This window comes from Burkholderia anthina, from assembly GCF_001547525.1.
In the GTDB taxonomy this organism is placed as follows: domain Bacteria; phylum Pseudomonadota; class Gammaproteobacteria; order Burkholderiales; family Burkholderiaceae; genus Burkholderia; species Burkholderia semiarida.
In genome coordinates this window covers 2,295,605-2,320,740 of sequence record NZ_CM003768.1, presented here as the reverse complement: position 1 = coordinate 2,320,740, position 25,136 = coordinate 2,295,605, and the positions used below count along the sequence as shown (strand labels likewise).

Annotated in this window: 17 protein-coding genes, 1 tRNA gene, 1 pseudogene and 2 riboswitches; of the genes and pseudogenes, 6 read left to right on the top strand and 13 right to left on the bottom strand. The window is 68.5% G+C overall.

Features of this window, described 5'->3' with window-relative positions; translation table 11 throughout:
- Positions 1-53: 53 nt before the first annotated feature.
- The 5 genes from gcvH to WS64_RS10610 form a co-directional block, all read right to left on the bottom strand.
- Entirely contained in the window at positions 54-434 is a 381-nt protein-coding gene (gene gcvH / locus WS64_RS10630; RefSeq protein WP_059638439.1) for a glycine cleavage system protein GcvH, read from the bottom strand.
- A gap of 127 nt (positions 435-561) precedes the next feature.
- A complete protein-coding gene (gene gcvT, locus WS64_RS10625; protein ID WP_059638437.1) occupies positions 562-1,680 on the bottom strand; it encodes a glycine cleavage system aminomethyltransferase GcvT in 1,119 nt (372 codons plus the stop codon).
- 83 nt (positions 1,681-1,763) lie between these two features.
- A riboswitch (glycine riboswitch) is annotated at positions 1,764-1,897 on the bottom strand.
- Between the two features lie 34 nt (positions 1,898-1,931).
- A riboswitch (glycine riboswitch) is annotated at positions 1,932-2,033 on the bottom strand.
- A 114-nt stretch (positions 2,034-2,147) separates the two neighbouring features.
- Positions 2,148-2,513 (bottom strand): hypothetical protein, encoded by a 366-nt coding sequence (locus tag WS64_RS10620; RefSeq protein WP_027811833.1) that lies wholly within the window; start codon positions 2,511-2,513, stop codon positions 2,148-2,150.
- 211 nt (positions 2,514-2,724) lie between these two features.
- A complete protein-coding gene (locus tag WS64_RS10615) occupies positions 2,725-3,777 on the bottom strand; it encodes an oxidoreductase (RefSeq protein WP_059580610.1) in 1,053 nt (350 codons plus the stop codon).
- Positions 3,778-4,214: 437 nt separating this feature from the next.
- Positions 4,215-4,922 carry an SGNH/GDSL hydrolase family protein gene (locus WS64_RS10610; RefSeq protein ID WP_060966420.1) on the bottom strand — a complete coding sequence of 236 codons (708 nt, stop codon included), beginning with the start codon at positions 4,920-4,922 and terminating at the stop codon, positions 4,215-4,217.
- A gap of 312 nt (positions 4,923-5,234) precedes the next feature.
- On the opposite strand from WS64_RS10610, the gene WS64_RS10605 reads away from it, so the two are divergent.
- The gene (locus WS64_RS10605) at positions 5,235-7,322 is read left to right on the top strand and encodes a UvrD-helicase domain-containing protein (RefSeq protein WP_060966419.1); all 2,088 of its coding nucleotides are present in this window, start codon (positions 5,235-5,237) and stop codon (positions 7,320-7,322) included.
- 111 nt (positions 7,323-7,433) lie between these two features.
- Here the strand turns inward: WS64_RS10605 and WS64_RS10600 are convergent, their stop codons facing one another.
- The gene (locus tag WS64_RS10600; RefSeq protein WP_059580617.1) at positions 7,434-8,321 is read right to left on the bottom strand and encodes a c-type cytochrome; all 888 of its coding nucleotides are present in this window, start codon (positions 8,319-8,321) and stop codon (positions 7,434-7,436) included.
- Between the two features lie 251 nt (positions 8,322-8,572).
- Between WS64_RS10600 and WS64_RS10595 the strand changes: the two genes are divergently transcribed.
- Positions 8,573-8,648, top strand: a tRNA-Arg gene (locus WS64_RS10595).
- 54 nt (positions 8,649-8,702) lie between these two features.
- On the opposite strand, the pseudogene WS64_RS35210 reads toward WS64_RS10595, so the two are convergent.
- Positions 8,703-8,861: pseudogene (locus WS64_RS35210) on the bottom strand (tyrosine-type recombinase/integrase); the annotation flags it as partial.
- A 217-nt stretch (positions 8,862-9,078) separates the two neighbouring features.
- On the opposite strand from WS64_RS35210, the gene WS64_RS10590 reads away from it, so the two are divergent.
- A complete protein-coding gene (locus WS64_RS10590) occupies positions 9,079-9,564 on the top strand; it encodes a hypothetical protein (RefSeq protein ID WP_059638428.1) in 486 nt (161 codons plus the stop codon).
- Between the two features lie 314 nt (positions 9,565-9,878).
- On the opposite strand, the gene WS64_RS10585 is transcribed toward WS64_RS10590, so the two are convergent.
- The 6 genes from WS64_RS10585 to WS64_RS10560 are packed head-to-tail and all read right to left on the bottom strand — an operon-like array spanning position 9,879 to position 18,009.
- Positions 9,879-13,247 (bottom strand): glycosyltransferase, encoded by a 3,369-nt coding sequence (locus WS64_RS10585; RefSeq protein ID WP_060966418.1) that lies wholly within the window; start codon positions 13,245-13,247, stop codon positions 9,879-9,881.
- Between the two features lie 2 nt (positions 13,248-13,249).
- Positions 13,250-14,407, bottom strand: a complete 1,158-nt coding sequence (gene rffA / locus WS64_RS10580; protein WP_060966417.1) for a dTDP-4-amino-4,6-dideoxygalactose transaminase — start codon at positions 14,405-14,407, stop codon at positions 13,250-13,252.
- 57 nt (positions 14,408-14,464) lie between these two features.
- Positions 14,465-15,112 (bottom strand): class I SAM-dependent methyltransferase, encoded by a 648-nt coding sequence (locus tag WS64_RS10575; RefSeq protein ID WP_060966416.1) that lies wholly within the window; start codon positions 15,110-15,112, stop codon positions 14,465-14,467.
- 10 nt (positions 15,113-15,122) lie between these two features.
- Complete coding sequence (locus WS64_RS10570) at positions 15,123-15,845, bottom strand: WbqC family protein (protein ID WP_155720410.1); 723 nt, start codon at positions 15,843-15,845, stop codon at positions 15,123-15,125.
- Positions 15,842-17,227, bottom strand: a complete 1,386-nt coding sequence (locus WS64_RS10565; protein WP_060966415.1) for an NAD(P)/FAD-dependent oxidoreductase — start codon at positions 17,225-17,227, stop codon at positions 15,842-15,844. Before WS64_RS10565 ends, WS64_RS10570 begins: the two co-directional genes overlap by 4 nt.
- Positions 17,224-18,009, bottom strand: coding sequence for a class I SAM-dependent methyltransferase (locus WS64_RS10560; RefSeq protein ID WP_060966414.1), 786 nt, complete (start codon positions 18,007-18,009; stop codon positions 17,224-17,226). Before WS64_RS10560 ends, WS64_RS10565 begins: the two co-directional genes overlap by 4 nt.
- Before the next feature lie 405 nt (positions 18,010-18,414).
- Between WS64_RS10560 and WS64_RS10555 the strand changes: the two genes are divergently transcribed.
- The 3 genes from WS64_RS10555 to WS64_RS10545 all read left to right on the top strand — a co-directional run bounded on the left by WS64_RS10555 (position 18,415) and on the right by WS64_RS10545 (position 25,124).
- Positions 18,415-20,202, top strand: coding sequence for an O-linked N-acetylglucosamine transferase, SPINDLY family protein (locus tag WS64_RS10555; RefSeq protein ID WP_060966413.1), 1,788 nt, complete (start codon positions 18,415-18,417; stop codon positions 20,200-20,202).
- A gap of 240 nt (positions 20,203-20,442) precedes the next feature.
- A complete protein-coding gene (locus WS64_RS10550) occupies positions 20,443-22,641 on the top strand; it encodes a tetratricopeptide repeat protein (protein WP_060966412.1) in 2,199 nt (732 codons plus the stop codon).
- The gene (locus tag WS64_RS10545; RefSeq protein WP_060966411.1) at positions 22,638-25,124 is read left to right on the top strand and encodes a tetratricopeptide repeat protein; all 2,487 of its coding nucleotides are present in this window, start codon (positions 22,638-22,640) and stop codon (positions 25,122-25,124) included. Before WS64_RS10550 ends, WS64_RS10545 begins: the two co-directional genes overlap by 4 nt.
- Positions 25,125-25,136: the final 12 nt, after the last annotated feature.

The window sequence follows — 25,136 nt, the reverse complement described above, 5'->3', positions numbered from 1 at the left end:
GACTCTGGTCCCGCGCGCGCCGAGGCTGGCGCCGCGCGGTTCGGGTAGGGAAATTAGTCGATCAGCTTGCTGTAGGCGTCGGCGTCGATCAGCTTGTCGGTCGATGCGCCGGCCGCGAGCTTGATCTTGAAGAGCCACACGCCGTACGCGTCGCCGTTCACTTCTTCGGGCGCATCGGTGGCGGCTTCGTTGATGGCGACGATCTCGCCGGACACCGGCGAGTAGATGTCGGATGCCGCCTTCACCGATTCGACGACGCCGACGGCGTCGCCCGCGCTCACCGACTTGCCGACTTCGGGCAGCTCGAGGAAGACGATGTCGCCGAGCGTGCTCTGCGCGTGATCGGTGATGCCGACCGTCAGCGTGCCGTCCGCCTCGGTGCGGATCCACTCGTGTTGGTCGGTGTACTTCAGATCGGCCGGGACGTTGCTCATCGGATGCTCCTGGATAAAAGGGTTTGTTCGTTCTGCTGGCGCGCCGCCATGGTGCGCCGGATGGGGTTGCGCCGGGCGCCATCTCCCGGCTTGCCGGGAGGCGGCCTGCCGGGCCGCTTCTCGGTCGTTACGCAGCGAGGACCTTGCCGTTGCGCACGAACGGCAGTTTTACCACGCGTGCGGGAAGATGCTTGTCTCGAATTTGCACCTGGACGGTGTCGCCGATCTGGACGGCTGCCGGCACGCGCGCGAACGCGATCGATTCCTGCATCGAAGGCGAGAACGTGCCGCTCGTGATCTCGCCGTCGCCGTGCGGCGTGACGACCTTCTGATGCGCGCGCAGCACGCCGCCCGCCTTGCCGTTTTCCTTCTGCAGGATCAGGCCGACGAACGCGGCGCGCGTGCCGTTGGCTTCCAGGGCGGCGCGGCCGACGAAGTCGCGCGGCGCGGTGAGGTCGACCGTCCACGCGAGGCCCGCGTCGAGCGGGGACACGGTGTCGTCCATGTCCTGGCCGTACAGGTTCATGCCGGCCTCGAGGCGCAGCGTGTCGCGCGCGCCGAGCCCGCACGGGCGCACGCCGTTTTGCTGCAGCGCATGCCACAGCGCTTCGACGTGCACGGCCGGGACGATCACCTCGAAGCCGTCCTCGCCGGTGTAGCCGGTGCGGGCGACGGTGAGATCGCCGAACGGCGTGCCGGCAACCTGCGCGGCGTTGAACGGCTTGAGCTCGCTGGTGGCGGCGCGGGCGGCGGGTACCGTCGCCCAGACCTTTTCACGGGCGTTCGGACCCTGGACGGCGATGATCGCGAAATCGCGGCGCGGCGCGATCGTCAGGCCGTAGCCGCCTTGCTCGTTCAGCTGGTTGAACCACGCGATGTCCTTCTCGGCGGTGCCGGCGTTGACGACCACGCGGAAGAATTCTTCGGTGAAGTAATAGACGATCAGATCGTCGATGACGCCGCCCTGCGGGTTGAGCAGGCACGAGTAGAGCGCCTTGCCGGGCGTCTTGAGCTTGCCGACGTTGTTCGCGATCGCATGCTCGAAGAACGCGCGCACGCGGCTGCCGGTGAAATCGACGACGCACATGTGCGACACGTCGAACATGCCGGCGTCGGTGCGCACGGCCGCGTGTTCTTCGATCTGCGAGCCGTAGTTGACGGGCATGTCCCAGCCGCCGAAGTCGACCATGCGGGCGTTGAGCGCGCGGTGCGCGGCGTTGAGCGGGGTGTGATTCAGTGCAGTCATCGAGGCCTCAGGCAAGGCGCTTGCGCGCGGATCAGAACGGCCATGTGCCGACCGCCGCGGCCGATGGCCTCGAGCGATCCGGTACATGCCCCTCTGTCCTCGATACCTGAGAGATTGCGCTGCGGGCCAAGCCCGGCGAACGCGCGCCCCTTCGGTGGGCAGCTTGCCCGCGCAGCCGATGCGCTGCGGGCTACTGCCGCTCTCCAGAGTGCGGGGAGCGTATGGCCCGCGCAGTGCGCGGACGCGATTCCCCGACGCGGTCGGTCCTTTTGCCTGAGAGTTTGCGGGTGTGCCCCTTCGGCGGCGCAACCGGTGTCGGAACACCCGGTCACACGCTCTCCCGACGCGTGCGGGCGACTGTACGCGAGCGGGTGGGCGTTGTCAATTTGAGCAAAAGAATGTCGCTTCGCGACAAGCGGCGGCAACGGGCGCCTCCGCTTTTCTTCGCTCCGGCAGGCGCCGGCGCGTTATTCGCCGATCGCGCGCGCGGCCGTGTCGAGTTCCTGGTTCAGCACGCGCTGCTCGTCGCCGGACAGGCCGCCGTTGTGCTGGGCCGACATGTCGTTCGCTTCCTGGCGGATCACGTCGAGGCGGTGGTGAAGCTGCGCGCCGTAAGGCGGCGGGTAGTAGCCGCCGTTCACGCGCGCGTCGATGCGGCGATGCAGGTTGTCGATCCGGCCCTGGACCTCCTGCATGCGGTCGTTCGCGACGACCTGCGGATTCGGTCGCGGCGGCGGAGGCGCCTGCCGGGCCGGCCGCTGCGGCTGAACAATACATGCCGCGAGCGAGGAAACCAGGACGCAGCATGCCGCTGCGCGAATCAACCGTTGCATCACATTCTCCTGACGGATAGGTGTCGAATCGACTTTTTGAGAAACGCGTCAGACCGGACGACCGCTGACTTTCGTTCCCGCACCATTTGTAACGGAATGTTCGAGCCGTGCCGGTGGGGCGGCGGCAGGCGGCAGACGGCAGCGCCGCCGCCGGCGCGTGGCGGCGTGGCGCGATGGGCGGCCGGGCAGGTGCCGCCCCGGCCGGCGCCCGTCAGACGATGCGGCGCACGAACGGCAGGCGGCGGCCGTCGTGTTCGCTCTGCGCGGCGAGCTCGATGATCGTCATCACGTCGACCGCGTCCTGCGCGGTGACGGGGAAGGGTGCGCCGTCGCGGATCGACGCGGCGAGCGCGCGGTAGAACTCCGCGTACTGGCCGTCGAGCGTCGGCACCGGCCGCTCGACCTCGACCTCGCCGTCGAGCACGCGCAGCAGGCCGGGCGGATTGCCGCCGCCGAATTCGACGTCGTCCGCGGTGAGGCCGGCCTTGAGCTGGTCTTCCTGCGTGTCGAGCCCGAATTTCTGATAGCTGCCGCGCGTGCCGTGCAGCGTGAAGCGCGCGGGCTCGATCGCCGACAGCGCGCTCGCATGCAGCGCGACGTCCTTGTCCGGATAGCCGAGCAGCAGGTGCACGAAATCGGGCGCCGTGCCGTTGTCGCGGCGCGTCTTGACGGTGGCGCTCACCGTTTCCGGTGTGCCGAACAGCGCGAGCGCCTGATCGATCAGGTGCGGGCCGAGGTCGAGCAGCAGGCCGCCGCCGCGGGCCGGTTCCTCGCGCCAGCGCGTGCGCGGCGTCGGCCGGAAGCGGTCGAAGTGCGATGCAAAGTAGGTGAGGCGGCCGAGTTCGCCCGATTCGACGATGCGGCGCACGGTGAGGAAATCGCCGTCCCAGCGGCGATTGTGGAACGGCGCGAACAGCCGGCTGCGCGCGTTCGCGAGCCGCGCGAGCGCGAGCGCCTCGTCGGCGGTGAGCGTCACGGGCTTGTCGACGACCACGTGGCGGCCGGCTTCGAGCACCTGGCGCGCGAGCGTGAAGTGGGTGTCGTTCGGCGTGGCGATCACCACGCATTCGATGTCGTCGAGGCCGAGCAGCGCGTCGAGGTCGGGGACGATGCGCGCGCCCGGATACGCGGCGTGCGCGCGATCGGGCTGACCCGTCGCGATCGCCGCGACTTCAGTGCGGCCGCTCGTGGCGATCACGGGCGCGTGGAACGTCGCGCCGGCGAAACCGAAACCCATCAAACCAATCCTGAGCAATGACGACATGGCAATTCCTGGCTGCGAAGGAAACTAAAGGATGGCGCGCCGGAGCGGCGCGAAGACGACCGGCTATTTTGGCATGGCGGCGCCGCTTGCACAGACGTGTCGGGCGAAACGCGCGAGGCGGAGCGGCGCTTGCGCAAGGAATGCCGGCATTTTGCGCGGGACGGGGCGCAGTGCGGTACGGTTGACCGGGTCGTGGCTCTCGACTGCCCGCCTCCAGCTCCCAGCTCCCAGCTCCCAGCTCCCAGCTCCGGGCTCCGGACTCCGGACTCCGGACTCCGGACTCCGGACTCCGGACTCCGGACTCCGGGCTCGGCTCGGACTCGGGCTCGGGCTCGGGCTCGGGCTCGGGCTCGGGCTCGGGCTCGGCCCGGCGCGGCCCGGCGCGGCGCGGCGCTGCTCGGCGCTCCGAGCCGCCAGCGGCCTCATCGCGTGCCACATCATCCGCCCACCCGTTGGCGCATGGCGGCCGCGACCTGCGCGGCCCACACCGCGCACGCGGATGCGCCGGGATGGAAGCCGTCGGCGGCCATCAGATGGCGTTCGAGCGGCAGGTCGACCCGCAGGAACGTGCACTGCGGCTGCGCGCCGGCCCAAGCCGCGAGCGCCGCGTTGAGCCGCCGCGCGCGCCGCCCGAGATACCACGCGAGCGGCTGCGGCAGCGCCGGGAAGCGCTCCATCGGCGGCACCGCCGACAAGATCGCGTGCCCGACCTGGAAGCGCGTGCCGAGCAGCCGGACCAGCTCGGCCTGCTGCGCGACCCAGCGTGCGGGCGGCACGCCGCCCGTCACGTCGTTGACGCCGAGCGACGTGACCGCCACGTGGAACGGCTCGGCCGGTTCGGTGGCGAGCCAGTCGACCAGCTCCCGCGTGGTCAGGCCGGTGCGCGCGAGCAGTTTCCAGCTCACGCGGTGCGTGGCCGCCAGCGCGTTCGCCAGTTGCCCGGCGAGCGCATCGTGCTGCGTCGCGACGCCGACGCCCGCGGCGGCCGAATCGCCGACCACCAGCACGCGCAGCGGCGGGCCGTCGCCCGCCACGCCGCTGCGCGGGCCGGCCGCCTCGGGCAGCCGCGGCGTGACGCGGCGCACGTAGCGCCCCTGTGCGAACAGCAGCGGGCCGAGGGCGGCGGTGGCGAACGGGTATCCCATGAAGTCGATCCGGTGAGGGCTCAAGTGAGTCGAAGCGGCGCGACGCGAGGTGGCGCCGGAGAAGGGCCTATTGTGTCCGATCACGGCGCCGACAGGGCCCGATTGGCCGAGCGGCCAGCCACGACCACGCCGAACGGACAGGGGGCGCCCGCCCGGCAAGCCCCCGCGCCCCCGTCCGGCGGCGCGCCCGAAATACACGCCGCCGACGTGTTAACATGCGCGTCCTGCCTGCGTGTCCGCCTGCTTCGCCAGCCTGCCGCGCACGGCATCCTCCCGGCGTTCCGCCGTCAACCAGCAACACCATCCGCCATCATGTCAGCAGGCCTCAATCCCGCTCAGAACGAAGCGGTGCGCTATCTCGACGGTCCCTGTCTCGTGCTCGCCGGCGCGGGCAGCGGCAAGACCCGCGTGATCACGCAGAAGATCGCGCACCTGATCGAGGCGAAAGGCTTCGAGCCGCGCCACATCGCCGCCGTCACGTTCACGAACAAGGCGGCCGCCGAAATGCGCGAGCGCGTGTCGAAGCTGCTGGAAGGCAAGACGCTCACCACGCCGGGCAAGGAAGGCCGCAAGGTGCCCGTCAACCAGCTCACCGTCTGCACGTTCCACTCGCTCGGCGTGCAGATCCTGCGCCAGGAGGCCGAGCACGTCGGCCTGAAGCCGCAGTTCTCGATCATGGATTCGGACGACTGCTTCGGGATGATCCAGGAGCAACTGGGCACGACCGACAAGGGGCTGATCCGCAAGATCCAGAGCATCATCTCGCTGTGGAAGAACGGCCTGATCATGCCCGACGAGGCGATGGCGATCGCGGCCAACGAGGACGAGCATCAGGCCGCGCTGGTCTACCGCAACTACGTGGCGACGCTGCACGCGTACCAGGCGGTCGACTTCGACGACCTGATCCGCCTGCCGGCCGAATTGTTCGCGAAGAACGAGCAGGTGCGCGACCGCTGGCAGAACAAGCTGCGCTACCTGCTGATCGACGAATACCAGGACACCAACGCGTGCCAGTACGAGCTGCTGAAGCTGCTCGCGGGCCCGCGCGCCGCGTTCACGGCGGTCGGCGACGACGATCAGGCGATCTACGGCTGGCGCGGCGCGACGCTGGAGAACCTCGCACAGCTCGGCAAGGATTTCCCGAAGCTGCACGTGATCAAGCTCGAGCAGAACTACCGGTCGACGGTGCGGATCCTGACCGCCGCGAACAACGTGATCGCGAACAACCCGAAGCTGTTCGAGAAGAAGCTGTGGTCCGAGCACGGAATGGGCGATTCGATCACCGTCACGGCGTGCAACGACGAGGAACACGAGGCCGAATCGGTCGTGTTCCGGCTGTCCGCGCACAAGTTCGAGCGGCGCGCGCAGTTCCGCGACTACGCGATCCTGTACCGCGGCAACTTCCAGGCGCGCATCTTCGAACAGGTGCTGCGGCGCGAGCGCATCCCGTACGTGCTGTCGGGCGGGCAGTCGTTCTTCGACAAGGCCGAGATCAAGGATCTGTGCGCGTACCTGCGCCTGATCGCGAACGCCGACGACGATCCCGCGTTCATCCGTGCCGTCACGACGCCGCGCCGCGGCATCGGCAACACCACGCTAGAGGCGCTCGGCTCGTTCGCGGGGCAGGCGAAGGTGTCGCTGTTCGAGGCCGTGTACATGGGCGGGATCGAGGCGCGGCTGTCGGCGCGCCAGGTGGAGCCGCTGCGGATGTTCTGCGACTTCATCCAGCGCCTGACCGAACGCGCGGACAAGGAGCCCGCGACCGTCGTGCTCGACGACATGATGGAGGCGATCCACTACGAGGCGTACCTGTACGACGCGTTCGACGAGCGGCAGGCGCAATCGAAGTGGCAGAACGTGCTCGAGTTCCTCGAATGGCTGAAGCGCAAGGGCACCAAGCCGGAGACGGAGGCCGTCGACGGCGAGGCCGAAGGTTTCCACAACGCGGACGGGCTCGCCGATACGGGCAAGAACCTGCTCGGCCTGATCCAGACTGTCGCGCTGATGTCGATGCTCGAGGGCAAGGACGAGGACCCGGACGCCGTGCGGCTGTCGACCGTCCATGCGTCGAAGGGCCTCGAGTATCCGCACGTGTTCCTGGTCGGCGTCGAGGAAGGCATCATGCCGCACCGCGGCGGCAGCGAGGACGACGGCCCGATCGACAACGAGCGGATCGAGGAGGAGCGCCGGCTGATGTACGTCGCGATCACGCGCGCGCAGCGCAGCCTGCACCTGAACTGGTGCAAGAAGCGCAAGCGGGCGCGCGAGACGGTCGTGTGCGAACCGTCGCGCTTCATTCCCGAGATGGGGCTCGACGAGGCGCCGCCGCCGACGCCGGAAGAGGCGCCGATGTCGCCGAAGGATCGGCTCGCCAGCCTGAAGGCGTTGCTGCAGAAGTGACACGGCGGCGCTGCCGCGCGCACGAGGGCGCGGCGAACCGGCAACCCGAAAACGAAACCCCCGCGACGCGCAGGCGCCGCGGGGGTTTTTTACGGATGGCCGGGTGAGGCGTTACTTCGACGCGTTGACCATGTAGTCGACGGCCGCCTTCACGTCGGCATCCGACGCGTTCGACCCGCCCTTCGGCGGCATCGCGCCCTTGCCGTGCAGCGCGTAGTTGTAGACCGTATCCATCGATTCCTTCAGGCGCGGCGCCCAGTCTTCCTTGCTGCCGAACTTCGGCGCGCCGAGCACGCCGGCCGCGTGGCAAGCCTGGCACACCTGCGTATACAGCGCCTTGCCGGCCGATGCGGCGTCGGCGCTGGTCGGCGCGGCCGCGGGCTTTTCGCCGGCCTTCGGGATCGCGGCGATCGCGGCCATGGCCGCGGCGGCCTGCGCGTTCGATGCGTCGGCGCCCGACGCGGGTGCGCCGCTGGCGGGTTGCGCCGCGTTGGCGGCCGGCGCGGCCGGTTCGGGGAAGTTCGCGCCGTCGTTGTTCGCCATGTAGACGATCGCGCGGGCGATTTCATAGTCGCTGACGTCGTCGGGGCTCGTGCCGCCGCGCGGCGGCATCGCGCCCTTGCCCGCGAGGGCCGTCTTCAGCAGCGTGTCGAAGCCTTGCGAGATGCGCGGCGCCCAGTCGTCCTTGTTGCCGAATTTCGGCGCGCCGGCGGCGCCGGTGCCGTGACAGGTCACGCAGACGGCCTTGTAGACTTCCTCGCCGGTCTTGTACGTGCGGGGTGCGTTGGCATCCTTCACGTCGACCTTCGCGATCGGCGCGATACGGGCGGCGACCTGCTCGTCGGACAGCGCGTCCGTGCCGGCGCCTGAACGGAATGCATGGTTCGCGTAATTGGCGAACAGGACGATCAGGACGATCGGAATCGCGAACGACGCGATGATGACGGCAATCAACTGCCCGGGGGTTTTGACGGGAGATTCGTGGGGTGCTTCGCTCATGCTTGCCTCGTCTCCGTGAATAGGAATTGTGAGCGCGGTGCAACGGCAAAATGGCAGTCCAATGAAGCACGGACGATTATAGACGGAACGTTTACATCACGGCGAGCGGCGCGATGGCGCGTGTTTACCCGCACGGATCGCGCTCTGACGCCGATTCGTCGGGCAAGGTGGACGCGTCATGGGAAACCGGGTATCCTTGCCGTCTTGCCAATCGTGGACGGCCTGTATATGGGGTCGTTTCACTGTCTCACGCGCCCGTAGCTCAATGGATAGAGTACTGCCCTCCGAAGGCAGGGGTTGCTGGTTCGATCCCAGCCGGGCGCGCCAAGCCTAGTCAGGCTCTCAGCGGTTTCCTTCCTTCGTCGTGCATTACCGTTGCAGCTAGATTGCAGCCGGAATCGGCGCGGGCTCGGCCGTCGGCGGCGCGACGCTGTGCGCCAGATGATCGACTGATAGGTGGGCGTACCGCTGTACCATTTCCATCGTCTCCCATTCGCACGGTCCCTTCAGCACTCGCAGCGGCGTGTCGCGTCGCACGTGGTCGGCATCGAATATTCAATCGATCTCGATTTTCGTCCATGTGTAATCGAGTGTAATTGAGCTCGAGAGGCCATTTGTCTATTTTATATCCAGGTGAGAACCGATAAGGGTGGCTTGCCGATACCTTTGGATTGCGGGGCGCTCTGGCCTTGCAATTCAAGGGGGTTTTAAGAAGGGCGAGGCCGATTATTTTCTCAATTATCTTAAGGAAAATATCATGAGTGACGTGATCATTGAATTCGCCGCGGATCGGAGCCGCTGCATCGGCGTTGTGCCCGATTCTGGCCAGAGCGGCTTTGTAGGTCCCAACTCGCCGTTGGCACTACGCTATCTGACCGAACAGGATGTACTAAACGTGTGGCATTTTCGTGCCAGCCCAGGGTTCTTCATTCTCGATTTCACCAGTCCTGACTCTCCAGCGGACCAGTTGGCGATCGATTTTAAGGACGGAAAGGTTGCTGCCGAGACACCGCTCGTCGTGCGCAAATTTACCGGTGCGGTATCTCAGCGGTGGAGCCTGACTATGCGCCCGGGATATATCACGTCGGTGGCAAATCCGAATCTCGTGATCGACGACCACTTCGACAGTTTGCAAGGCAACAACGTCATTTGGGCGTTTGCCTATAACGGGACTCAGGCGCAGCACTGGAGAGTCACCAAGGTGCTGGATGCGTTAGCCGCCAAAGCGCCCCAATACGCGTAATTGATTTTTCGGGCCACGGTCGTCGCCGTTCCGGCCGAAATGGCTATCGCATCACATCGAAGGGGCTCTTGGGCCCCTTCGATGCGAGTGAATTAATCGGCGTGCCTCCATTTGGGCGAGGCTTTGCGCTTTCATCGACACGTTGCAAGGAGTGGTGCGTCGAACTCGGTCAGGCGCGAGCTGCGCGGGCTTCTCCGTCATCTGACGCTTCGGATGGCCTTGACCTTAGCCTGGGTTTAACTGAGCACCGGGCGCGCCGCCGGGATAGCGCGCCGTGCCGCCAGCGTCAGGCAAGCGGCACGGCGCGCGCCGAACTACGCGATCGCGGCATCCGCAGGCGTTCGTGCCTGCGCGGCGCGCCCGTCCCCCGCCTCGACGATCAGCGTCCAGTCGAACGCCGGCAGTGCGCAGAGGTGCTCGACGGTGGCCGTGTACTCGTGCGCGGGCGCGTGCAGATAGCGCACCTTGTCGGTCCATTCGGGAAGCGGCGCCTGCGACGTCGTCAGCACGACCGCCAGCAGATCCTGTTCCGGCCGCCTCGCGATTTCCTGCAGGCTCAGCCGGACCTTGTCGAGGTCGCCTTCGGCGTCCAGGATCAGCGCGCCGGCGATCGGCGCATCCGGCCGGCCGGGCGGGTGGCCGACCGCGCCTTTGTCGATGCACTGCTGATACACATGACGATAGCGCGGCAGCGCCTGCTGCAGCGCGTGATGCTTGCGGACCTTCGCCTGTGCCGTGCGCGCGAGCCCGCGGCGCAGCGCCGGGTTCGCGATCAGCCGGTCGAGCGCGTCGACCCAGGCCTGCGGCGCATCCGGGACCAGCAAGCCGTCGCAGCCGTCGTGCAGCGCGAAGCGATAGGCTGGCCGGTCGCTGACGATCGACGCGATGCCGGCCGCCGCGTATTCCTGCCACTGGATCGTGCTCGTGCAGGCGTTGTAGTCATGGTCGGCGAGCGGCAGCAGCGCGATGTCCCAGCGCCGCTCCGGCAGGCGTCGTGCGTGCGCGTCGTAGTCGTGAAGCTCGGGCTCGCACCCGGCGGTCGGGTGGCCAGCCCAGCCCGGCGGGACGTCCGCGCCGACGAAACTCACCCTGACCTTGCCGGGATGGCGTGCGCAGATCGCGTGCAGCGCCGCGTCGACGAGTGCGAAGTTGTCGGCGCGCAGCGACGCACCGGCGACGCCGATCGTCACGCAGTCGTCGTCGCGCGCCGTCACGGGGCGGTAGAACCGGTCGAAGTCCACGCTGTCGGGCAGCACGTGAACGCGCGGGTGCGACAGCCGGTAGCGGCTGGCGATGAACGGCGTGGATACGATCACGGCGTCTGCGTTGCGCAGCATGAGCTCGATCCCCGCGCGGGCCATCCCGCCTTGCGCGGCGAGCGGATGCGCGGGCGGCAGGTCGGTCAGCAGGTCGTCGGTCTCGTAGATCACCGGCTTTTCATGCTTGAAGATCGTGTACAGGTCGTTGCCCGTCAGCAGGCCGGGCGTCAGCCGATGCAGCAGGACGGCGTCGGCCGTGGCCAGCACGCTGCTGTCGATCTGGCCGTCCCGGATGCCCGGGACGAGTTCCCATTCGTCGCTCAGCAGACCGAACGGCAGCGTGAGGCGAATTCGCGACGACGCGCATGCGTCCGGATCGATCGAATACACGATCAGGCGCTTGCGGCGCGGTGCGGCGTCCGCGGTCGCGGCGACGGGCGCCAGCGTGCGGTTCTCCGCCAGCAGCCGCGCGTACAGCGCACCGTGGCGCGCGGCGTTGCGGCCGATGTCGTGCTGCGCGCGGATTGCATCCTGCGCGGCCGCGGCGAGTTGCGAGCGGGTGTGCGGATGCTCGATCAGGTGCGCGATCGCGTCGACCCACGCGTCGGCGGTGTCGGCGACGAGCCAGCCCGTGCGGCCGTGGACAACCGGGCAGCCTTCGGCCGGCGTGGCGACGAGCACCGTGGCCGCGCCGGCCGCCGAACATTCGAGCCATGCGCGCGGCGGCGCATCGTCGCGCAACGTGACCGGCGTCGCGACCAGCGCGATGTCGAGGTCCGCGCGCTTCAGCGCGTCGGCGTAGCTGTCGTAAGGGGCAGGCTCCGCGATCAGCGTGACGTCCGGTTCACCGTCCCAGCCGGCCGGCAGCGCCGCGCCGACGAACGACACCCGGAGCTTCCCCGGAAATCGGCGGCGCAGCTCGGCCAGCGCCAGGCGGACCTGCTCGAGACGCACGCCGTCGAGACCGGTGCCGGAAACCGCGAGGTTCACGTGGTCGCGCACGCCGGGCGCCGCGCGGTGCAGACGCTCGAGATCGACGCCGGTCGGCAGCACGTGGACCGATGCGTTGACGTGACGGTATTCCCGCACCAGCGTTTCCGACGGCACGACGAGCGCATGCGCGCGCTGCACGGCGCTGCGGATGCCCGCCTTGCGGCGCGCGTTGTCGGCCGCGCCGGGGATGTCGGCGAGCAGCGTGTCGAGCGGCGCGTCGATCTCGAGGACGACCGGCTTGCCAAGCGAGAACAGGTGTTCCAGCGTGGCGGCGGACAGCAGGCCCGGCGTGTCGCCCTGCAGCACGATCAGGTCCGCGCGCTGCAGCGCGTCGGGATCGATGCCGGCTGGCGTGACAGGGAACGTCAGTGCCCATTCGCGGTCCAGCCGCGCGAACGGCTGCGCGAAACGCAGGCTGGCGCGCGCGTGGTCGGCCGGTTCGGCGGTGACGACCGCGATGCACGAGCGCGGCGCGGACGCGGCCTGTTCCCGGGAGGCGGCGCCCGGCCCGACGGCCTGCGCATCGAGCTTGTCCGCGTGGGCCTGGGTCCGCTCGACGAAGTTCTGCAACTGCTGCCAGAACGTCTCCTCTTCCTTCAGGTAGACGCTGCGCGCTTCGTGAACGGTGGCCTTCGCGTGGGCGATCTCGTGTTCGTCGAGCCCCCACGCGATGCCCTTGCCGTCCATCACCCACCGGGTCGGCTCCGACAGCGACGCGTCATTCATGATGCACACGACCGGGCAGCCGCACAGCAGCGCTTCGAACACGGCGGTGGACCATTCATACGTGTACAGGCACTCGACCTGTCGGAACAGCGCCGCGAGTTCGTGCGCCGAACGTTCCGGCACGCGGGTCGAGATTTCGATCGACTCGGCGGTGACCGGATGCAGCGTGCCGCCGCGCCGCAGGTGGCGATTGATGAAGACGGCCGTGCCGTTGCGGCGGGCGTCGTCGACACCGTCGCTGTTGAAGATGCGCGTGTCGACCAGCGGCATGCGCAGCAGGTCCGCGTTCCATTCTTCGGGCACCAGCGACGGCCCGAACGTGAAGATGAGGTCGTCCGGCTGCAGGGCGATCGGTTCGCCGTTGATGCGGCCGGGCTCGGCCAGCAGGTAGCGCACGACGCAGCGCGCGTTGAACGGATTGCCGGTGACGACGTCCGGGTAGACGACGATCGGGCTGCGATTCGCGCGAGCGTGCGCCTGCACGATGTCGTTGGTCAGCGGCGGCGTGCGCAGGTCGGGATGCACGACCGGCGTGCAGACGTACGCTTCGTGGCCGAGCAGGTTCAGCACGTGGCACAGGTAGTGCATCGCGCGTATCCCGCCGGAGGTTTGCCGGAAATTCGGCGCGAGTATGTAGTACGGGTGGTCGAGTCGCGTAAAGATGCGCGAACCGCCGTGCGCCAGGCCAGATTGGGGAATCGTCATCGTTATCGGGTGCGGTAGAAATCGAAGACCACGTCGAGGATGCGATCCTGTTCGGCTTCGGTCATGTCGTGGTACAGCGGCAGCCGGACGAGCCGGTCGGCGACGAGGTCCGTCACCGCCATGCCGGACCCGCAGCGCCCGTAGCGCTGGCCGGCCGGCGAACTGTGCAGCGGCACGTAGTGGAACACGGCGTTCACGCCCACCGCGCGGATCTGCTGCAGCAGCGCGGTGCGTTCGGCGAGGTCGCGTGCGAGGAAATAGAACATGTGGCCGTTGCCGCGCTCGGCGAGCGAAATCGCGGGCAGCTCGATCAGCCCGTCCGCGTGCAGCGGCTGCAGCGCGTCCTGGTAGCGCTGCACGGTCGCGCGCCGCTGCGCGGTGATCACGTCCGCGTGCTCGAACTGCGCGTACAGGAACGCCGCGATCAGCTCGCCCGGCAGGAACGACGAGCCGACGTCGACCCAGGTGTACTTGTCCACCTGCCCGCGGAAGAACTGACTGCGGTTGGTGCCCTTCTCGCGGATGATCTCCGCGCGCTCGACGAGGCGCGGGTCGTTGACCAGCAGCGCGCCGCCTTCGCCGGACATCACGTTCTTGGTCTCGTGGAAGCTGAGGCACGCGAGGTGGCCGAGGCCGCCGAGCGGCTTGCCGTTCCACGTCGACTGCAGCGCCTGGGCGGCGTCCTCGATCACCCACAGGTCATGGTCCGCCGCGAGCTGGCCGATCACGTCCATGTCGCATGCGACGCCCGCGTAGTGCACCGGCACGATCGCGCGCGTGCGCTCGGTGATCGCGGCGGCGATCTGCGTCTCGTCAAGGTTCAGCGTGTCGCGGCGGATGTCGACGAACACCGGCGTCGCGCCGCGCAGCACGAACGCGTTGGCGGTCGACACGAACGTGTAGGACGGCATGATCACTTCGTCGCCGGGCTGCACGTCGGCGAGGATCGCGGCCATCTCGAGCGCGGCCGTGCACGAGTGCGTGAGCAGCGCGCGCCGGCAGCCGATGCGCGCTTCCAGCCAGCGGTGGCAGAGCTTCGTGAACGCCTGGTCGCCGGCGAGGCCGCCCTGCTCGACCGCTTTCGCGATGTAGTAGAGCTCCTTGCCGACCACGAACGGGCGGCCGAACGGAATGCTGTCGAGATTGGGTGGGCCGAACATGGTCAGGCTCCGCGGTAAGGGTGGGACGTTCGGCCGCGCGCTCGCGCGCGGCGCCGCTCAGATGTCCTTGCGGACGAGAATCGTGAATTCGTACAGGCCGTAGTCGTGCAGCAGCGCGACGTGGCGCGAAAAGCGGCGCTTGCAGCGATCGAACAGCGCGCACGGGTCCGCGTAGTACAGGAGGTCCGGGCGCATGAACGGCGGATCGGAATACGACGTCAGGCAGTTGAACGCGAAGCCCAGCCGGCTCGTCGCGTGCAGCGTGTCGAGCGTCGCGTGGATGTAGTCGAGCCACGCGTCGTCGTCGTGACCGCGCCTGACGTTGAAGATGCCGGATGCGATCCCGTAGTCCGACGCGGCCTGCGGCACCGCGCCGACATGAAACGCGACGTTCGCGTCGTCGCGGTAGCGCTGCCGCGCGGCGTCGACCATGTCGGACGAGATGTCGTAGCCCGCATACGCGAAGCCGTCCGGCAGCGCGCGCGCCTTCAGGAAATCGACCAGCGCGCCGTAGCCGCAGCCGATATCGTTCACCGAGTGTCCGCCGGACGCGGGCAGGATTCTGGTCAGTTGTTCGAAGCGCAGGAACTGGCCGGATTCGCCGTTCCAGTCGACGCCGCGCGCGGTCGCGCCGTGCTCCGCCAGCCGCGCGCTGTAGTACGCGGCCACTTCTTCCAGCAGGCTCGCATGCCGGGATTCGCTCATGGACATCACCTCAATCTTTCGAGGTCAGCGCGTACCGGCGCGCTTCGGGACCGCAGTTGAACAGCACGTCGAGCACCGTCACGCCGTGGACGAAATCGCCCCACTGCTGCGGATACTCGGGATAGGCCGGATAGTCGAACCAGCGCACCGCGATGCCGGCATCGGCGAACAGGTTCTCGTCGAGGTAGCTGCGCGCGGCCGGGCCGGACAGGTACTCGGTCGCGCCCGCCTGCACGCACAGGTTCAGCAGCTTCTCGGTGCGGTCGCCGTGCAGCGCATAGTCCGACGTCGACGACACGCGCGTGCCGATCTCCAGTTGCCGGAGGATCCACGTCAGCATCGCGACATTCAGCTCGCTCAGCATCCCGTAGGTGCGGCCGGTGTAGAGCGCCTCGAGCTCGTCCGCATAGCGCGCGAAGTGCGGCGCACGCGCGTAGTTCTGCTGCAGGGCCTTCCAGTGCAGCGGCGCCCAGTCGGCGCCGTCGATCTCGGTTTCGCGGATCGACTGGTGATACTTGCCCTTCACCTTCACCGGCACGCTCAGCCATTGCACGCCCTGCGGCGTCTTGATCTGGTTGCGGTTGCGCCAGTCGCGGCGCGTGTACTGCGCGTCGTCGTAGAGGATGAACTCGTCGCTGGCGGCGATCAGGTCGAAGTAGCCCTTCCACGGAATGTAGTTGGACTGGACGATCGCCACCCGCTTCGCGTCGCGGTTCATGGTCGCACCGCTCATGCCGGAATGTGGCCGTACCGGTACATGTCGACGAGCTCGGGCGGAATGCCCCAGTCCGTTGCGCCCAGCTTGTCGTGCAGCGCCTCCAGATCCGCGCGCATCGCGTTCCGGAGCTGGTCGACCATGCGGTTGCGCGCCGGCACGAAGTCGTGCTGGTACGCGGCATTGATCTGATGGCGCACCGTCTTCGCGATCGCGGCCTCGCGCGTCATGTTGCGGATCAGCGGCCGTTCGGGCGCCAGTTCCGCGTAGCGCGGATCGATCGGCTCGCCGCGCATCGCCGCGACGAGATCGCGGCACAGCACCGGCGACAGGTGAAAGCCGTCGCGCTTGGTGCCGCCGAGAATCCACAGGTCGCGCACGCTGGTTTCGCCGAACAGCGGATACAGGTCGGACGTCGTCGGCCGCCAGCCGACGTTGACGTTGACCAGGTTCGCGCGCGAGAAGCGGGTGTTGATCTGGTCCATCGCGGACTTGAGCAGCGTGTACACGCTGCCGGCGTGGCCGTGCTCGTGCGGCACCGGGCTGATGTAGTTGCTGGCGCCGACGAGGGTCCGGTCAGGCCCGTACGGCGCCGAATACACGCCGCACGCGAGGCCGCGGTTGGTCGTGCGCACGCAGTGCGTGTGCACGTTCTCCGCGCTCTGCAGTTCGATCGACATGCCGATGCCATAGAACATCCGCTGCACCGGCAACTCGGGCAGGCTCGCCTGCAGCACGCGCGTCACGTTGGCGCCGTTGCAGAGGATGAAGCGGTCCGCGCCGAGCACGCCGCCATCGGACAGGCGCGCCCCGGTGACGCGTCCGGCCGCGGTCTCGAGCCGCTCGACCTCGGCGTCGATGAAGCGCACGTTGCCGGCTCGTGCGACCGACTCGGTCAGCGCGTCCAGAAACTGTTTCGGATTGACCCAGCCTTCGCGCTTCAGGAAGACCGCCTTCAGCGCGCGATAGCGCGGGTCCGGATGATAGTTCGGGATGCCTGACGGATCGACCGCCTCGCAGGGCTCCTCGAATTCGCGGCAGAACCGCTGCATGGCCGCGAAGTTCTCGTCGTCGAGTGCGTCGGTCGCCGCGTTGTTCAGCACGAAGGTGCCGAAGCCGTACGCGATCGCGCGCTCCGGCGTGCAGATTTCGGCGAATACGGCGGGCCAGGCTGCCGTCGCACCGCGACTCAGTTCGAACTTGAAGCGGTCGATCGGCGTGCCGAGCGAATCGCCTTCCAGTTCGGTGAACGAATTGAGCATCGCCGCCGCGGCGCGCGTGGCCGAGCCGGGCCGATGCGCGTGGCCGACGATCACGAGCTCGACGCCCGGGTCGGCCTGCTGCCATGCGCGGGCCGTCATCAGGCCAAGAATGCCGTTGCCGAGGATCGCGATCTTCATTTGCGTGTGCCCCCGCCTTCGGGGAACGACAGGTAGCAGAGCGACGGATAGGCCGCCGCCTTGTGGATCTGGTGCGGACGGTTGCCGAGCAGGTCGCGCAGGTAATGGATACCTTCCGCGGGCAGCTGGCCGCCGCGGGTGAGCTGCCAGAACGCGACGACGCCGCCGGGCACCAGCCGCTCCATCACCGCGTCGAACGCGTGCCGGGTCGGCTCGATCACGTTCAGGTCGAACCACGCGAGCGCGACCATCTCGCCGGGATGCGCTTCGTCGAACGCCGCCAGCGTGTCGCGGCAATCGCCTTCCCACACGTGGTGCTTGTCATGCACGTGCCCCATCGCGTTGCTGCGCTCGTGCAGGTTCAGCAGCTTGCGCAGCAGGTCCGCGTACTCGCCGGACAGCGAGTACGTGCCGTCGGAGAACAGCTTGCGGTCGCGCGTGTCGTGCTCGGCGAAGCCCGTGTAGCCCGTGAACGTATCGAAGGCGTGGATGCGGCGCTGGAAGTTCAGCGGTTCGAGAATCGCGCGGAAGTTCTCGCACAGCACGGCGGTCTGTCCGCGCCACGTGCCGAGATCGAGGATCGCGCCCGGCAGCGGCACGATTTTTTGATAGATCTCGAAGGTCGCGAGAATGCGTGCGAGGAGCGAGCCGCGCACGAACAGGCCGAGCGACCGTTCCAGTTCCTCGCGCGTCGCGGGGTAGGTCTGCATCAGGTCGAACAGTTCGCGGCGCGCCGCGAGCTGATCGCCATCTGCGTTGGTGATGATCGCTGATTCGTGCATACACAGGGCTCCAGGCACAAAGGGTGTGACCGGACGAGCGCGCGTCGGCGCGGCGGCATCGGAATGCGCAACCGTCCGAGCGTCGCAGGTCGGACATCTATCTGCGATCAAGTCTAGCGAGCGCCGCCAGGATCGAATGTCGGATTAGCGGGTGGTTTCACCCCGCATTTCGATGGATTCGCGGCTGTCCGGCGCGAATTCGGGGCACCCGCGGGTGCGGCTCGCAGTAGCGGGAATAGCGACCAATTCCAGCACTTGCTCGCCAGATTGGAACGCGGCGTGCGCGAGGAGAATTCGGACACGTCGGAGACCGTCGGTGCGTGCGTCCGCGGGCGAAGGCGTGCGCCGACGCAGCGGAGCCGGCCGCGATTCGAATCCGTATTGGCTACCAGGACGACATAGCTCATGATGCCCACCTCCCCCGCCGCCGCCACGATCGAACAGGCGCTGGCACACCATCAGGCCGATCGGCTGGAAGAGGCCGAGACGCTGTACCGGCAGATCCTCGACACCGATCCCCGGCACGCGGACGCGCTTCACCTGCTCGGCCTGGTCGGCCATCGGTACGGGCGCTATCAGGAGGCATCCGACCTGATCATGGCGGCGATCGAGATCAGGCCGGACGCGATGTACTACTACAACCTCGGCAACGTCATGCAGGCGGACAATCGTCACGCCGCCGCCGCGGAGTGCTTCCGTCTCGCAATCGAGCTGCGGCCCGACTACGTCGATGCGTACAACAACCTCGGCAACGCGCTGCGGCTCGCCGGCGACGCCCGCGCGGCCGTCGATGCGTTCTGCCACGCGATCTCGCTGAAGCCGGACAATGGCCAGGCCTACAACAATCTTGCGAATGCGCTGTTCGACGTGAACGAGATTCCGGCCGCGCTCGAGGCTTACCGGCACGCGGTGGCGCTGCGCCCCGAGTTGCCGGAGCCGCGCAGCAACCTGCTGTTCGCGAGCCACTGCAGCGAAGCGTTCGACCACGACGCCTATCTCGCCGAGGCCGCGCGCTACGACGAAGTCGTCACGCGGTGCGCGACGCCGTGGACGGACTGGCTCGTCGACCTGGCCCCGCGCGCCGGGCGGCCGCTCAAGGTCGGCATCGTGTCGGGCGACCTGAAGGCGCATCCGGTCGGCTATTTCATCGAGAGCATGCTCGAGCATCTCGACGCGAACCGGATCGAGATGCATGCGTACCCGACGCGCGACGTCGAGGACGACGTGACCGCCCGCATCAAGCCGGCCTTCGCGACGTGGACCTGCATTGCCGGCCTGAGCGACGAAGCGGCGGCCGCGCGCATCCGTGCGGACCGCATCGACGTGCTGCTCGACGCGGCGGGTCACACGGTCTACAACCGCCTGCCGCTGTTCGCGTGGAAGCCGGCGCCGCTGCAGGCGAGCTGGCCCGGTTATTTCGCGAGCACCGGCGTGCGCGCGATCGACTACGTGATCGGCGACCGTCACGTGCTGCCGCCCGCCGAGGCCGCGCATTTCACCGAGCGGCCGTGGCATCTGCCGGACAGCTATCTGTGCTTCACGCCGCCGGCCGAGCCTGTCGACGTCGGCGCGCTGCCGATGCTCGCGAACGGCCATCCGACCTTCGGCTATTTCGGCAAGCTCGCGAAGATCACCGCTCGCGTCGTCGCGGTCTGGTCGCGCGTGCTGCAATCGGTCGCGGGCGCGAAGCTGTTCGTGAAGGCGGAGCATCTCGACGATCCGCGCGAGCAGCAGGCGCTTGCCGCACGTTTCGCGGCGCACGGCATCGATGCGCGGCGCCTGATCCTCGAAGGCCGCTCGCCGCGCGCCGAATACCTGGCCGCCTACCGGCGCGTCGACCTGATGCTGAGCCCGTTCCCGTATCCGGGCGGCACGACGACCGCCGAAGCGCTGTGGATGGGCGTGCCCGTTCTTTGCCGGCGCGGCGAGCGCTTCCTGTCGCACATCGCCGAGAGCCTGCTGCATTCGGCGCGGCTGCCCGAGTGGATCGCGGACGACGACGACGCGTATGTCGCGAAGGCCGTCGTGCAGGTCGGCCAGCCCGCCGGGCTGGCGGCGCTGCGCACGACGCTGCGCGCGCAGGTGCTCGCGTCGCCGCTGTGCGACGCGCCCCGCTTCGCGCGCCACTTCGAGGACGCACTGCACGGCATGTGGGCGCAGCACGTCGACGCCGCGGCGGGCGCATTCGCGTGAGGCCGCGCACGACGTGACGTGCGGGGGCATTTCCACGCGGCGGCAAGCGGAACATGGCGCCCGTCGCGCTGAACGCCGCGCCGGCCGGCGTGATCGGCGTTCCGACCGGCGGCGCGTGCGCGACCCCGTCGTCGGGATGGCACGCGACGGGATGGCGGCGCCGGCCGTGACGATCGGGCACGGCGGCAGGCTGATCGACTTCGGACGCGAACCGCATCCCTATTGAGCAGAGCAGACGAGATGGACGGAACAGGACAGGCATTGCAGGCGGCGCTCACGCATCATCAGGCGGGGCGTCTCGCGGAAGCGAAGACGCTGTACGACGCGATTCTCACCGCACAGCCGGGCCAGCCGGACGCGCTGCATTTCCTCGGGCTGCTGGCGTGCCAGTTGAAGCAGTACGACGCGGGGCTCGCGCTGATGGAGCAATCGCTCGTCGAGCGGCCGGACGCGTCGTACTTCAACAATCTGGGCAACATGCTGCGCGAAAGCGGGCGGCTCGACGACGCCATCGCGCACTATCGGCGCGCGGTGGCGCTGCGGCCGGACTATCCGGAAGCGCACAACAACCTCGGCAACGCGTTGCGCGACGCACGCGAACCGACGGCCGCGATGGAAAGCTGCGCGCGCGCGATCGAGTTGCGCCCCGGCTACGCGCAGGCGTACAACAACCTCGGCAACGCGCTGCAGGATCTGGGCGACCTCGACGGCGCCGCCACGCAATACGGCCGCGCGATCGAGCTGGACGCGTCGATGGCGATGGCCCATGCGAACCTGAGCGCCGTGCGTCACAAGCAATTGCGCTGCGAGGAGGCGCTCGCGCATGCGCTGGACGCGATCCGGCTCGCGCCGAATCTCGGCGACGCACACAACCACGCGGGCAACGCGTACCACGGACTGAACCGGCTCGACGACGCGCAAGCGTGCCATCGCGCGGCGGTCGCGCTGAATCCGGCGGACGCCGGCGCGTGCCACAACCTGTCCGTCGTGCTGCTGAAGCTGCAGCGGCTCGACGAGGCGCTCGTGTATTGCCGGCAGGCGTTGCAGGTCGGCCCGCCGGCCGTGTTGATGCACGTCAATCTCGGCGACATCCTGCGCGCGCAGGGCAACGTCGATGCCGCGGTCCACGCGTATCGCGATGCGCTTGCGCTGGTGCGCGACGACGCCGACGACGTCGCGGCGACCGTGCTGAACCGGCTGCTGTTCAGCGCGGCGGCGTCCGCTTGCGTGAACCCCGCCGACTATCTGGCCGACGCGCGGCGCTACGGTCGGCACCTGGCCGCGCGTTCGACGCGCCATGCGCACGATCCGCGCGAGCGGGCCGCGCGCGCGCAAGGGCGGCCGCTGCGCGTCGGCTTCGTGTCCGGCGACCTGCGCCTGCACCCGGTCGGCATTTTCCTGGAAAGCGTGCTTGCGCACCTCGAGCGCACGCGCATCGACCTGCGCGTGTACGTGACCACGGACGACGAGGACGCGATCACCGCGAAACTGAAGCCGCACGCGAACGGCTGGCGCTCGATCGCCGCGCTGAGTCCGGAGGCGGCCGCGCGGATGATTCACGACGACGAAATCGACGTCCTCGTCGACCTCGCGGGCCATACGCAGTCGAGCGGGCTTCCCGTGTTCGGCTGGAAACCCGCGCCGGTGCAGGCGAGCTGGCTCGGCTTTTTCGCGTCGACCGGCTGCGACGCGATCGACTACTTCATCGGCGACCGCTACACGCTGCCGGATGCCGAAGCGCATCACTTCGTCGAGAAGCCGTGGCGGCTGCCGGACAGCTTCCTGTGCTTCACGCCGCCGGCCTGCGACGTCGAGGTCGGCCCGCTGCCGATGGCGGCGAGCGGCCATCCGACGTTCGGCTGCTTCGGCCAGCTCGTGAAGATCGGCGACGACGTCGTGCGCGCGTGGTCGCGCATCCTGCACACGCTGCCGGACGCGCGGCTGCTGCTCAAGGCGCACGAGCTCGGCCGCGACGGCGTGCGCGATGCGACCGTCGCGCGCTTCGCGCGGCATGGCGTCGACGCGGACCGGCTGATCCTCGAGGGCGGTTCGCCGCGCGCGGAATACTTCGGCGCATACAACCGCATCGACGTCGCGCTGAGCCCGTTCCCGTACCCGGGCGGCACGACCACGGCCGAAGCGCTGTGGATGGGCGTGCCGGTGCTCGGGATGAAGGGCAGCCGGTTCGTCACGCACATTTGCGAAAGCGTGCTGCACGCGGCGGGCATGGGCGAATGGGTCGCCGACGGCGAGGACGCCTATGTCGCGAAGGCGATCGCGGCGATGCGCGATCGCGAGCAGCTCGCGGCGCTGCGCGCCGGGCTGCGCGCGCAGTTGCTCGCATCGCCGTTGTGCGACGCGCGCCGGTTCGCCGCGCATCTCGAAGCGGCATTCGTCGCCATGTGGCAACGCTATACGAACTCGGAGCAGGAAGCATGAACGATATCCACGACACGCTGCAGTCCGCGCTGGCGCATCATCAGGCGGGGCGTCTCGCGGAAGCGAAGACGCTGTACGACGCGATCCTGACCGCGCGGCCGGGCCAGCCGGACGCGCTGCATTTCCTCGGGCTGCTGGCGTGCCAGCTGAAGCAGTACGACGCGGGGCTCGCGCTGATGGAGCAATCGCTCGTCGAGCGGCCGGACGCGTCGTACTTCAACAATCTGGGCAACATGCTGCGCGAAAGCGGGCGGCTCGACGACGCCATCGCGCACTATCGGCGCGCGGTGGCGCTGCGGCCGGACTATCCGGAAGCGCACAACAACCTCGGCAACGCGTTGCGCGACGCGCGCGAACCGACGGCCGCGATGCAGAGCTGCGCGCGCGCGATCGAGCTGCGCCCCGGTTACGCGCAGGCGTACAACAACCTCGGCAACGCGCTGCAGGATCTGGGCGAGCACGAGGCGGCGGCGGCGAGCTACGCCAAGGCGGTCGCGCACCAGCCGCAATACGCGGAGGCGTACTGCAATCTCGGCAACGCGCTGCATGCGCAGGAGAAATTCGACGAGGCCGCGGATGCCTATCGTCGCGCCATCGCGCTGCAACCGGGCTTGCGCGTCGCGCACCAGGGGTTGAGCGCGACGCTGCGCGCGGCAGGCGATCTGCGGGGGGCGGTCGACCATGCGCGCGAGGGACTCGATCCGGGCGACGCGGACGCGCACTGCGTACTGGCAAGGCTGCTGCAGCGCATCGGCGATTTCGACAAGGCGCTCGAACTGCTCGAGCAGGCGGTCGCGATCGACCCCGCGCATGCACGGGCATGGGCATGGCTCGGCGATTTGCGCAACCAGCAGGGCGAATACGGGCAGGCGGTGCAGGTGTGCCGGCACGCGATCGAGCTTGATCCCGAACTGGCCGACGCATACAACTTCCTTGGCTTCGCGTATCACAACCTCAACTTGCTGGCCGCCGCGGAGTTGAGCCACCGGCATGCGATCGACCTGAACCCGGACGATGCCGACGCACATCACAACCTCGCCGCCGCGCTGTTTCGGCTCGAGAAGCTCGACGAGGCGATGAAGCATACCGAGATCGCGCGGAAGCTCGGCATCGATCCGCTGAAGGTGCAGATGACGCTCGGCGACATCCTGTGGGCGAAAGGGGATCTCGCCGGCGCGCTGGATGCGTTCCGCTCGGCGATCCGGCACGACCTGCATCGCGCGTACTCGCGGATGCTGTTCAACATGTCGAGTTCGCCCGCGTTCGAGCCGCAGGAGTGGGTCGCCGAAGCGCGCCGCTACGGCGAGCATCTCGAGCGCGACGCGCGTCCGTTCGAGCACGACCGCGCACAGCGCGTCGCGCAGGCGCAGGGGCGACCGCTGCGCGTCGGCTTCGTGTCGGGCGACCTGCGGCAGCACCCGGTCGGCATCTTCCTTGAAAGCGTGCTCGCGCGGATCGACCGGTCGCGCATCGAGCCGCATGCCTATGTGACGTTCGTCGGCGAGGACGATGTGACCGCGCGGCTCAGGCCGAACTTCGCGAGCTGGAAGAAGGTGGTCAGTCTGGGCCGCGAGGAGGCCGCGCAACTGATTCGCGACGACGGCATCGACATCCTGATCGACATGGCGGGCCATACCAACTGGAGCGGCCTGCCGATCTTCGGGCACAAGCCCGCGCCGGTGCAGGCGAGCTGGCTCGGTTTCTTCGCGACGACCGGGTGCCGCGCGATCGACTATTTCATCGGCGATGCGTATACGCTGCCGGCCGACGAGGCGCATCACTTCACCGAACAGCCGTGGCGACTGCCGGACAGCTACCTGTGCTTCACGCCGCCGCCGTACGATGTCGCGGTCGGCCCGCTGCCGATGGCGGCTCATGGCGGCGTCACGTTCGGCTGCTTCGGCAAGCTGATCAAGATCAGCGACGAGGTCGTCGCGCTGTGGTCGCGCATCCTGCACGCGCTGCCGGACGCGCGCCTGCTGCTGAAGGCGCATGAGCTCGGCGCCGGCGACGTGAACCAGGCGACGCTCGACCGCTTCGCGCGGCACGGCATCGGCGCGGACCGGCTGATCCTCGAAGGCGGCTCGCCGCGTGCGGAATACTTCGCCGCATACAACCGCATCGACATCGCGCTGAGCCCGTTTCCGTATCCGGGCGGCACGACCACCGCCGAAGCGCTGTGGATGGGCGTGCCGGTGCTCGGGATGAAGGGCAGCCGGTTCGTCACGCACATTTGCGAGAGCCTGCTGCACGCGGCGGGCATGGGCGAATGGATCGCGGAAGACGAGGCGGCGTACCTCGCGAAGGCCGTCGCGTTCGCGCGCGACCGCGACGGGCTGGCGACGCTGCGTGCAACGCTGCGCGAGCGCGCGCTGGCGTCGCCGCTGTGCGATGCGTCGCGCTTCGCACGCAACCTCGAGGACGCGCTGCACGGCATGTGGGCCAGTTACGCGGGCGGCGACACGGCGCCCCGGGACGCGTGACGAGCGGGATCG